This window comes from Streptococcus mitis SK1080 (genome assembly GCF_000220085.1).
In the GTDB taxonomy this organism is placed as follows: Bacteria; Bacillota; Bacilli; order Lactobacillales; family Streptococcaceae; genus Streptococcus; species Streptococcus mitis_K.
This window is the reverse complement of record NZ_AFQV01000010.1, coordinates 32,496-43,989: the sequence shown is the minus strand read 5'-3', so window position 1 is coordinate 43,989 and position 11,494 is coordinate 32,496. Positions and strand designations below refer to the sequence as shown.

The following is an 11,494-nucleotide window of genomic DNA, read 5'->3' as shown; positions in this document are numbered from 1 at the left end:
AAACGACCAGTGACGGCAATTATGTATGTTTGGAATAGCGGAGATATGGTGTATAACGTAAAAAAATAAACTATTTGAAAAAACAATTTAATAAAGGAGAAAAGCTCATGAACAAATTTGAGAAGAGAAAATTGTTACAAGAATATCAAGTCAAACAAATGGAAGAATTTGAAGAGAACTTACCGATGGAAAAGAAATTATTTTATGAATTATTTGATTATCTAAATGATAAATCAGAAACGGTAGAGTGTAATCACGATTTTTCTTTAACAAATGAGTTTTTGAAAGATAAAAATGCGGATATTGAAAAGGTTATAGAATTTTTGCGAGAAAATGGTGCTGGTTGCGATTGTGAAGTGATTTTTAATGTTGAGGAAAAGTTTGAAGAATAAAATGTTTGTATTAGAAACAGACTGGTAAATTTGAAGGTGTAAGTAAAAATAGTGATAGATGAAACTAATAAATGATATTTTATGTGAAAAACTAAATCCGAGAAGTGGAGTTATCAAAATAAGTAGTTCTAATGATGAAGATAGAATTTATTTCGATATAAGTTGGGAGGGAGATTTCCATTTTATAGTTACTGGTTGGGTGCATTACGGGTGGTATTATGTACAAAGAGATAAACAATGTATATCGCCATCTTATGTTTATCAAAGAATAGATGATAGAGCGTTATCTGTAATGCAACACATTATAGACGAAATTGAAAATGGGAAATATAACAACAGAAAAACTGAAAAAGAAAAATTAAACAGATTCTTGAAGAAAGAAATCTAACCTCTTTTGTGAACAATACAAAATGGAAAGAACTAATAGATTCCATCATGGAGAACATGAGAGACATCCCGATACAATATAAGACGTTTTTTGATGAAGAAGAGCCTAGCATGTATTGGACGATTGATGCTGATGAACATTTTTTTCATATGAATATGAGAATTGTTGAATGGTTTAAAATTAGAAGTAAATTTGAGAAAGTTATTGGTCAAGGACGTTTAATTGAGCCAAAGATATGTGTTACTGATAAAAAAACAGAAATAGAGTGTATGCTTAATAAATTTAGTATTCCTTATGAATATGATGATATTGAAAAATGTTTTATTATTTTTGGGTATAGATAATGAAAATTGAAAATTAGAAGTTAAAGGAGTAATTGTTCCATTAAATAGAATAGTTTGTTGTGATACTCCTCTTTATATTAAAATATCCGACTATAAATATGAGGTGCGGTTAGGCTATGAATTAGTTTTTAAATATGATTTTTTTGTATAGCTTTTGGGAAGAATGTGTTGTTATCACTGATAAGTTTTAGCAGCAAGGATGATAAAAATATTCGGATATCACAAATGAAAAAGGCTTGGTCAACGCCTAACCGAAGCGATAAAACAGAAGAGGAAATGTGGAAGTCTTATCAAAAAATTGCAAACAGACAAACTTTTGAGAAACTATGCAATATGGAAGAGATTGCAAATGAATCTGATATAGTAAATAAAAAATCGGAAAATAGTTACCACCTTATCGCTCTGTACAAAATGATTGGATACGGAGTTACAGGGTTTTATCCTGCCTTGGAAGAAAATAAAGATGAGCTGGAGAGAAAAATCGAAGAATACATTATGTGCTTAAGAACAAATCCCAGTTTGTTGGATTAGTAACTAAATATAAATTTTAAATTTTTTAATTTTTAATAAGGAGGTCTGCGCCTCCTTTTTGTTGTATAATAAATGCGAGAGGAAAAAACGATGAAAGTGATTGATCAAACCTTACTAGAAAAAGTTATTATTGAACGTTCTCGTACCAGTCATAAAGGGGACTACGGTCGTCTGCTGTTGCTGGGTGGAACTTATCCTTATGGTGGTGCCATTATCATGGCTACTTTAGCAGCTGTAAAAAGCGGTGCAGGATTGGTGACCGTTGGAACGGACAGGGAAAATATTCCAGCTCTGCACAGCCATTTACCTGAGGCTATGGCCTTTGCTCTTCAAGATCAGCAATTGTTAAAAGAGCAGTTGGATAAGGCAGAAGTTGTCTTGCTGGGCCCTGGTTTACGAGACGATACTTTTGGAGAAAATCTAGTAAAACAGGTTTTTGCTGGCTTAAAACAGAATCAGATTTTGATTGTAGACGGAGGGGCCTTAACCATCCTTGCTAGGACAAGTTTGTCGTTTCCATCTAACCAGCTTATCCTAACTCCCCACCAAAAAGAATGGGAAAAGCTGTCTGGTATTGCTATTGAAAAACAAAAGGAAGATACAACATCTAGTGCACTGACTTCCTTTCCTCAAGGAACAATTTTGGTAGAGAAAGGTCCAGCTACTCGTATTTGGCAAGTTGGCCAATCTGATTATTACCAGTTACAGGTTGGCGGTCCCTATCAGGCGACTGGTGGTATGGGTGATACACTGGCTGGAATGATTGCAGGATTTGCAGGCCAATTTCGACAGGCCAGTCTCTACGAACGTGTGGCAGTAGCAACCCATCTTCATTCAGCCATAGCCCAAGAACTATCTCAAGAAAATTATGTGGTCTTGCCGACGGAAATTAGTAATTGTCTTCCCAAAATAATGAAAATTATTTGTCAAAAAGAGAGGGTAAGCAAAGATAAACTTGTTTAAAATAGATAGATAAACCTACTTCCTTCTCTTAATTTATGATTCTTGAAATGCGCCTGCTTTAATGCTAAACTAGACGTATCAAAGTTAAGGTCTTGTTTTTGGAACTGGAAAGAGATGAACAAAGCAAATACATAAAAGATAAACTCATTTTTATTCGTTTGATAAAAAGAAAATGCATATTTTCAAAGAAAGATTGATGGAAAATGTAAATTTGATCTTTTCACTTGAATAAAAAGCGGTTTCATAGTAAAATAAGAACTGAGAATGATGGAGGTAAATCGGTGGAAAATCTGAAGAAAATGGCAGGTATCAAGGCTGCTGAGTTCGTGAGCGATGGAATGGTCGTTGGACTTGGAACAGGCTCGACTGCCTATTATTTTGTCGAAGAAATCGGTCGTCGTATCAAAGAAGAAGGATTGCAGATTACAGCTGTAACGACTTCTAGTGTGACTAGTAAACAGGCTGAAGGCCTTAACATCCCGCTCAAGTCTATTGACCAAGTAGACTTTGTCGATGTGACGGTTGATGGCGCGGATGAAGTGGATAGTCAGTTTAACGGAATCAAAGGCGGTGGTGGTGCCCTTCTCATGGAAAAGGTGGTCGCAACACCATCAAAAGAATACATTTGGGTGGTGGATGAAAGCAAGCTGGTCGAAAAACTAGGTGCTTTTAAATTGCCAGTAGAAGTGGTTCAGTATGGTGCAGAGCAGGTCTTTCGTCATTTTGAACGAGCTGGCTACAAACCAAGTTTCCGTGAAAAAGATGGTCAACGTTTTGTGACGGATATGCAGAATTTTATCATCGATCTTGCCTTGGATGTCATTGAAGATCCAATTGATTTCGGACAAGAATTGGACCATGTCGTTGGTGTCGTAGAGCACGGTTTATTCAACCAAATGGTGGATAAGGTAATCGTTGCTGGACGAGATGGGGTTCATATTTTAACCTCAAGAAAAGAAAAATAGAAGGGGGCATAAGATGTCTAAATTTAATCGTATTCATTTGGTGGTACTGGATTCTGTGGGAATCGGTGCTGCACCAGATGCTAATAACTTTGTCAATGCAGGGGTTCCAGATGGAGCTTCTGACACATTGGGACACATTTCAAAAACAGTTGGTTTGAATGTCCCAAACATGGCTAAAATCGGTCTTGGAAATATTCCTCGTGAAACTCCTCTTAAGACTGTACCGGCAGAAAGCAATCCAACAGGTTATGCAACAAAATTGGAAGAGGTATCCCTTGGTAAGGACACTATGACTGGGCACTGGGAAATCATGGGACTCAACATTACTGAGCCTTTCGATACTTTCTGGAACGGATTCCCAGAAGAAATCTTGACAAAAATCGAAGAATTCTCGGGACGCAAGGTCATTCGTGAAGCCAACAAACCTTACTCAGGTACAGCTGTTATAGATGATTTTGGACCACGTCAGATGGAAACTGGAGAGTTGATTATCTATACTTCAGCTGACCCTGTTTTGCAAATTGCTGCCCACGAAGACATCATTCCTTTGGATGAATTGTACCGTATCTGTGAATACGCTCGTTCGATTACCCTTGAGCGCCCTGCCCTTCTAGGTCGTATCATTGCTCGCCCTTATGTAGGTGAACCAGGTAACTTCACTCGTACGGCAAACCGTCGTGACTTGGCTGTATCTCCATTTGCCCCAACTGTTTTGGATAAATTGAATGAAGCTGGTATCGATACTTATGCTGTTGGTAAAATCAATGATATCTTTAATGGTGCTGGTATCAATCATGACATGGGCCACAACAAGTCAAACAGCCACGGAATTGATACATTATTGAAGGCCATGGGACTTTCTGAGTTTGAAAAAGGATTCTCCTTCACAAACTTGGTGGACTTTGATGCTCTTTACGGCCACCGTCGTAATGCTCATGGTTACCGTGATTGTTTGCATGAGTTTGATGAACGCTTACCTGAAATTATCGCAGCTATGAGAGAGAACGACCTTCTCTTGATTACTGCGGACCATGGAAATGACCCAACCTATGCAGGAACAGACCACACTCGTGAATATATTCCATTGTTGGCCTACAGCCCTGCTTTTAAAGGAAATGGTGTTATTCCAGTCGGTCATTTCGCAGATATCTCAGCAACAGTTGCGGATAACTTTGGTGTGGAAACTGCTATGATTGGGGAAAGTTTCCTAGATAAATTGGTATAAGATGACTCGCTATGCTTTGCTGGTGAGAGGCATCAATGTTGGTGGCAAGAATAAGGTCGTCATGGCGGAGCTTCGGCAAGAATTGACAGACTTGGGACTGGAAAAGGTTGAAAGCTACATCAATAGTGGCAATGTTTTCTTTACTTCGACAGACTCAAAAGCCCAATTGGTTGAAAAGTTAGAGTCTTTCTTTGAAATCCATTATCCATTTATTCAGAGCTTTTCGTTGCTGAGTCAAGAAGACTATGAAGCAGAAGTGGAGAATCTGCCAGCTTGGTGGAATGAAGACTTGGCACGAAAAGACGTTCTCTTTTACACGGAGGGCTTGGACGTGGAGCAAGTCATCGCGACGGTTAAAAGTTTAGAGCTGAAAGATGAGGTCGTTCATTTTGGAAAATTTGGGATTTTCTGGGGGAAATTCTCTGAAAAATCCTACTCTAAGACTGCCTATCACAAGTACTTGCTGAAGGTGCCTTTCTATCGCAATATTACTATTCGCAATGCCAAAACCTTTGACAAAATCGGTCAAATGCTAAAAACTAATAAAGGAGACACACAATGACATTTTTAGATAAAATCAATGAAACAGCTGCCTTCCTGAAGGACAAGGGAATCCAAACGCCTGAGTTCGGTCTAATCCTTGGATCAGGACTTGGAGAATTGGCAGAAGAAATCGAAAATCCAGTTGTAGTAGACTATGCAGACATTCCAAACTGGGGCCGCTCTACAGTAGTCGGTCACGCTGGTAAATTGGTATATGGTGAACTTGCAGGTCGCAAGGTCTTGGCTCTTCAAGGTCGCTTCCATTTTTACGAAGGCAATCCTCTGGAAGTCGTGACTTTCCCAGTACGTGTCATGAAAGTTCTTGGATGTGAAGGTGTCATTGTAACCAATGCAGCTGGTGGTATTGGATATGGTCCTGGTACTTTGATGGCTATCTCAGACCATATCAATATGACGGGGCAAAATCCATTGATGGGTGAAAACTTGGATGACTTTGGTCCTCGTTTCCCAGATATGTCTAAGGCCTACACACCAGAATACCGTGCTACTGCCCATGAAGTGGCTAAAAAACTTGGTATCAAGCTTGATGAAGGTGTCTATATCGGTGTAACTGGTCCAACTTATGAAACACCAGCAGAAATTCGTGCCTATAAGACACTGGGAGCTGATGCAGTCGGTATGTCTACGGTTCCTGAAGTTATTGTAGCAGCCCATTCAGGTTTGAAAGTTCTAGGAATTTCATGTATTACTAACTTTGCGGCTGGTTTCCAAGAAGAACTCAACCACGAAGAAGTTGTAGAAGTAACCGAACGTGTCAAAGGTGACTTCAAGGGCTTGCTTAAAGCGATTCTTGCAGAATTGTAAGAAAAAAGATTTAAAAGGGGGAATGCCTCTTTCCTTTCATGGTTGACTATTCGGAACAAAGAAGAAACATAGGTAGACTATGGGTTTCTTCCTACTCTTGTAGCTGAAAGAGTCTGATAGTTAGCATTGTGAAAGACAAGATTCTAGGATACTAGCATTAGCTTCCTAGCCAAGCAGACTAGTATGATAAGAAGAGATAAGAATGAATTTACTTTCTGAATTTCTCAGTCTTATCATATATAGCACAATGAGATTTTGCTTGAGTCTGCTTACAAATAAACGAAAAGAAAGATAAGAAATAATGAAAATTGGTCAACGAATTATGCGCTTTGGCATAAAAAAATTAAGTATCGGAGTTGTATCTGTTGCAGTCGGCTTTGCATTTCTAGCTCCAGCTGGAATTTCAGCCAATGAACTAAAACAAGATGTAACATCTGAAGTGGCAACAAGAGTGCTAGATTCTAAGGAGGAATTGAGAGAGCCGGAAAATGTTGCTCCAAAACTAGAAACTCCTCTTAGAGAGGAGCCAAGACTAACTCCTCAAACGCTTCCAGAAGCAAGTGAAGTTCTTGAAAACAAAAGGGAAGAGTCAAAAGTAGAGATAACAGAGCCAGCTCAAGACTCACCTATTCATGCTCCTGTAGAAGAAACTAAAGAAGAAGTTGTGACAGAAAAACCAACAAATACTCGTTCTTTAACAGCAGAAGATTTGGTGAAGATTTCCAAAGGGGAATTGCATTTAGAAAATGATTTGATTGATGAATCTCTCTATGGTGAAAAAGTTCTTGATTTGGAAGGGGATGATGACCAAGATGGCATCAAAAACAAAGATGAACTTTATGTGTACAACAAAGATGGTAAGGATTATCTAGGATATAACAGTCATCCCTTGCTAGCAGACAGTGATGGGGATGGTTTGGCAGATGGAGAAGATGACAATAAGAAAGAATGGTATGTCACAGACCGTGATTCTCTTCTCTTTATGGAGTTAGCTTATCGAGACGATGATTATATTGAGAAAATTTTAGATCATAAGAATCCTTTCCCTAGTCTCTATCTTGACCGTCAAGAATACAAACTTATGCACAATGAATTGGCTCCTTTCTGGAAGATGAAAAAAGCCTACCATACAGATAGTGGCTTGGATGCTTTCTTATTTGAGACCAAGAGCGACCTTCCTTATCTCAAAGATGGAACGGTGCACATGTTGGCTATTCGTGGAACGCGAGTTAATGACGCCAAGGATTTAAGTGCAGATTTGGTTTTATTAGGTGGAAATAAACCAGCTCAAGCGGATGATATCCGCAAGGTTGTTGGGGAATTAGCCAAGGATACAAGTATTACCAAGTTGTATATGACAGGTCATTCTCTTGGAGGCTACCTAGCTCAGATTGCAGCAGTTGAAGCTTACCAAAAATATCCTGATTTTTATAACCATGTATTACGGAAAGTGACGACTTTCAGTGCTCCTAAAGTGATTACTTCCAGAACTGTTTGGAATGCTAAGAATGGTTTCTGGGATGTTGGTTTGGAAAGCCGTAAATTAGCTGTTAGCGGAAAAATTAAGCATTATGTGGTTGATAATGATAATGTTGTGACTCCCTTGATTCATAACGATCGTGATATTGTTACATTTACAGGTAATTCACGCTTTAAACACCGTTCTCGTGGCTATTTTGAAAGTCGAATGAATGATATTCCTAACTTTAATATTGGTAAACGAGCTACCTTGGATAAACATGGTTATCGTGATCCGAAATTGGATAAAGTGCGATTCTTTAAGAAACAGGCTCTGCCTCAATCTGCTAGTCAACCAAGCGCTGAACCAATGGAAAATATTGCCTTAGGGAAACAGGTTACTCAAAGTTCGACAGCTTTCGGAGGAGATGCTAGAAGAGCTGTGGATGGCAAAGTTGATGGTAACTATGGTCACAATTCTGTCACTCATACCAACTTCCAATCTAAACCTTGGTGGCAAGTAGATTTGGCTAAAGAAGAAACTATTCGCCAAATTAATATTTACAACCGAACAGACACTGCCCAGGATAGATTGGCAAACTTTGATGTCATTCTTTTAGATAGTTTTGGTAAAGAAATTGAGAGAAAACGCATAACATCTCTTAAAGATGTATCAGCACAAATTGCGATTAACCATAAAAAAGCGCGCTATGTTCGAATTGAGCTAGAAGGCTATAATGCCCTCAGTCTTGCAGAAGTCCAAGTATATCGTGCTGAGAATATCGCTTGGAAAAAACAAGCTAAGCAAAGTTCTACTGATTTTGGTGGAGATGCTAGTCGTGCCTTGGATGGTAATACCAATAGTAGTTATAGCCAACAATCAATTACCCATACAAAATTTGAAAACCAGCCTTGGTGGGAAGTTGATTTAGGTCGTACAGAACAGGTAGGACTTGTTCGCCTTCATAACCGTGGGGATGGAGAACTTTCTAAACGTCTGTCAGACTTTGATGTGATTTTATATGATGAAAAAGGGAAAGAAGTTGCTAGACAGTATGTTTCTAAACTTGACGGAACGAGCTTGGATGTTCAATTAAATGGGAAATTGGGACGCCGTGTTCGTGTGCAACTACGTAAGAACAATCAAGCCCTCAGTCTTGCAGAAGTAGAAGTTTTCCGCTTTATAGCTACGAATGGTGAGACGGCGACACAAGTTTCTAAGCCAGTTCAACCAATCAGTCAGACTCCTGCAAAAGACAAAACATTGACAATTCAACATAGTGGAGCTTACATTGCCCGCTACTCTATCACTTGGGAAGAAGTTACAGTAGATAAAGATGGAAACCAAGTTGTTCGTAGTCGTTCTTGGGAAGGAAACGGTCGCAACCAGACTGCAGGTTTTGTCCTCAACCTCCCAATCAAAGAAAATATGAGAAATCTGCGAATTAAGATTGAGAAAAAGACAGGCCTACTATGGAATAGATGGCAAACAATCTATGAAAACAGACCTCTCCTTGCCCAACCACATCGAAAAATCACTCATTGGGGAACGACATTAAATTCTAAGATTTCTGATGACGATGTCTTGTAATCTGATGATACAATGACAGTTAGATGATTTAGTTCATAAGAGAAGTACTACCTGAGCTTGAATAGAACTCAGGTAGCTCTCTGTGAAAGAACAAAATTAATACTCAATGAAAATCAAAGAGTAAACTAGGAAACTAGCCGCAGGCTGCTCAAAGCACTGCATTGAGGTTGTAGATATAATTGACGAAGTCAATAACATATATACGGCAAGGCGACGTTGACGTGGTTTGAATTTTATTTTCGAAGAGTATAAACAGAAAGGTAGAGCGCGTGTTCTAATTTGAACACGAGTAGCAATTCGTACCTATAAGATGCTTGGAACAGATGTGGTCGGAATGTCAACTGCTCCTGAAGTTATTGTTGTAGCCTACTCGGGTTTGAAACTTCTAGGAATTTTATGTATTACTAACTATACTACTGGTTTCAAAGAAGAGATTAACCACGAAGAGGTTATGGAAGTGACTGAGTGTGTTAAAGGCGTACTTAAAGCCGTTTTTGCTGAATTATTACTATGTTAAAAGAATTGAGGAGTATTTTTCAGAAAATCCCTTATAATCTTAAGTTATTCCTAGCAGTCATTTTGCAAGGAATAGTTTCAGGTTTATCTGGTATTTTTCTACATTATCTTTTAAAGATGATAGAGGGGATAGCTTTTGGTCAATCAGAGCATCAAACTGTATTCTTGACAGATGGAGTTTCCTCATCGCGGATAGGATTAAGTTTAATAATTGTGGGTCTTGGCTCATCCTTGGTCTGGTATTTCTTGCAAAAAAAATCACAGATTTTTTCCATTAAAGCACAGATGAAGGATGAGACTTCACAATACAAACTTCATTTTTTAAAACAGCTATTTCATTCAATTTGGCAGATCATTGCAGTTGGAGGGGGAGCCCCTATTGGCAAAGAAGCTGCACCACGAGAGATTGGAACTCTATTTGCAGGACCAATTGGAAAAATATGTTCTCTCTCTAAGAAGGATCAAATCTTTCTCCTTGCTTGTGGTGCGGGTGCTGGTTTAGCAGCTGTCTACCAGGTTCCATTAACAAGTGTCTTCTTTGTTTTTGAAACTCTAGGAATTGCTCTATCTATTAAACGATTTGTCTTAGTCGGTTTGACTACCTATGTCTCAACCTATACAGCAGGCTTGGTTATTTCAGATCATGCTCTCTACCAGATTCCAGCCATTGCATGGTCATTAAAGGAAGCGTGGATTATTCTCTTATTACTTTTTTTCTTAACCCCACTAGCTTGGCTTTTTGGTCGCTTGAGTAAAGAAGTGTCTTCAAACAGGATAAAAGATAAACGAGTACTTCTCACATTGCCTACAGCTTTTCTTTTTCTTGCTGGGTTGGCAAGTTATTTTCCACATCTACTTGGAAATGGACGTATGATGGCTCAGGAAGTATTGAATGGTAGCGATGGCAAAACAGTATTCCTCTTGTTTATCCTAAAAGCACTGGTCGTTCTTATTACTCTGTGGGCAGGGGCCTATGGTGGTACACTTACGCCATCTTTTGCCTTGGGGATGGCTGGAGCTGCTCTCTTTGGAATGATTCTAGGTGGGGATAGCCAGCCAAGCATTTTGCTTATGGGATCTGTTTGCTTTTTGTCTGTGACCTTGAGGGCTCGCTGGTCTGCAACTGGATTAGTAATAGGTTTCACTGGGCTAGGTTTGGATTCTCTTCCGTATCTCTTAGTAACAGCTGTTTTAGCTTATGAATTTGCAAAAATATTAGACCGTTTTTCTTGGGCTAACATACTGTGTCAGAAGTCAAAGAATAAAGTAATTAGGTAGGAAATGCCCATTTCTTCTAGTTAAGGATTTAACTTAAAAGATTAAAAACTATTGTCAATTTATCAATAACTGTTTGAAATAAAAAAGAAGTAGGCTTATCGGAGTCTTGATTGAATCCGATTTTTCCTAGCTATGAAATATAAAAAAAGAAAGGTAGAGCGCGTGTTTTGATTTGAACACGAGCGGAAAACTTTTCTAAAAACTCAGAAGAGAAGGGGAGTTCGGGTTTGAATTGAAGCCGATCTAATCTTCTCAATATTATCAAAATTAAGAAAGAAAGGAATTGACCCCACCCTAAAAGCAGTGGGAAAAAGATAGTTGGTCTAGCGAGCATCGCTCACTGCGCCCAACTCCTATTTTCCCTTTGCTTTTTGACGGGTTTGGTATCTTTCTGATTATAAATTTTAGAATAAAGAAAGGATGGGTTAACTGTATTCATTGAACTGAATACGGGCGGAGAACTGTGTAAAAAAGA

12 protein-coding genes are annotated in these 11,494 nt (G+C 38.7%); all 12 read left to right on the top strand.

Annotation, left to right across the window (positions count from 1 at the left end):
* The first annotated feature begins 107 nt into the window (after positions 1-107).
* The 12 genes from HMPREF9957_RS05135 (at position 108) to HMPREF9957_RS05095 (ending at position 11,019) form a co-directional block, all read left to right on the top strand.
* Positions 108-392 (top strand): DUF2695 domain-containing protein, encoded by a 285-nt coding sequence (locus HMPREF9957_RS05135; RefSeq protein WP_001031754.1) that lies wholly within the window; start codon positions 108-110, stop codon positions 390-392.
* A 58-nt stretch (positions 393-450) separates the two neighbouring features.
* A complete protein-coding gene (locus HMPREF9957_RS13395) occupies positions 451-780 on the top strand; it encodes a hypothetical protein (RefSeq protein WP_000767168.1) in 330 nt (109 codons plus the stop codon).
* A gap of 8 nt (positions 781-788) precedes the next feature.
* Positions 789-1,124, top strand: coding sequence for a DUF6678 family protein (locus HMPREF9957_RS13390; RefSeq protein ID WP_369665124.1), 336 nt, complete (start codon positions 789-791; stop codon positions 1,122-1,124).
* A gap of 225 nt (positions 1,125-1,349) precedes the next feature.
* Positions 1,350-1,655: a hypothetical protein gene (locus HMPREF9957_RS0102225; RefSeq protein ID WP_173253953.1), complete on the top strand. Its 306-nt coding sequence runs from the start codon at positions 1,350-1,352 to the stop codon at positions 1,653-1,655.
* A 90-nt stretch (positions 1,656-1,745) separates the two neighbouring features.
* Positions 1,746-2,618, top strand: a complete 873-nt coding sequence (locus tag HMPREF9957_RS05125; protein WP_004242176.1) for an NAD(P)H-hydrate dehydratase — start codon at positions 1,746-1,748, stop codon at positions 2,616-2,618.
* A 281-nt stretch (positions 2,619-2,899) separates the two neighbouring features.
* A complete protein-coding gene (gene rpiA, locus HMPREF9957_RS05120) occupies positions 2,900-3,583 on the top strand; it encodes a ribose-5-phosphate isomerase RpiA (RefSeq protein WP_000429290.1) in 684 nt (227 codons plus the stop codon).
* 13 nt (positions 3,584-3,596) lie between these two features.
* Positions 3,597-4,808 (top strand): phosphopentomutase, encoded by a 1,212-nt coding sequence (locus tag HMPREF9957_RS05115; RefSeq protein WP_000033114.1) that lies wholly within the window; start codon positions 3,597-3,599, stop codon positions 4,806-4,808.
* 1 nt (position 4,809) lies between these two features.
* Entirely contained in the window at positions 4,810-5,370 is a 561-nt protein-coding gene (locus HMPREF9957_RS05110; RefSeq protein ID WP_000199112.1) for a DUF1697 domain-containing protein, read from the top strand.
* On the top strand, positions 5,367-6,176 hold the full coding sequence (locus HMPREF9957_RS05105) for a purine-nucleoside phosphorylase (protein WP_000143373.1): 810 nt from the start codon (positions 5,367-5,369) through the stop codon (positions 6,174-6,176). Before HMPREF9957_RS05110 ends, HMPREF9957_RS05105 begins: the two co-directional genes overlap by 4 nt.
* Before the next feature lie 301 nt (positions 6,177-6,477).
* Complete coding sequence (locus tag HMPREF9957_RS13745) at positions 6,478-9,225, top strand: galactose-binding domain-containing protein (protein WP_000690147.1); 2,748 nt, start codon at positions 6,478-6,480, stop codon at positions 9,223-9,225.
* Positions 9,226-9,520: 295 nt separating this feature from the next.
* Positions 9,521-9,742: a phosphorylase family protein gene (locus tag HMPREF9957_RS05100; RefSeq protein WP_419992007.1), complete on the top strand. Its 222-nt coding sequence runs from the start codon at positions 9,521-9,523 to the stop codon at positions 9,740-9,742.
* Entirely contained in the window at positions 9,736-11,019 is a 1,284-nt protein-coding gene (locus tag HMPREF9957_RS05095; RefSeq protein WP_000910662.1) for a chloride channel protein, read from the top strand. Before HMPREF9957_RS05100 ends, HMPREF9957_RS05095 begins: the two co-directional genes overlap by 7 nt.
* Positions 11,020-11,494: the final 475 nt, after the last annotated feature.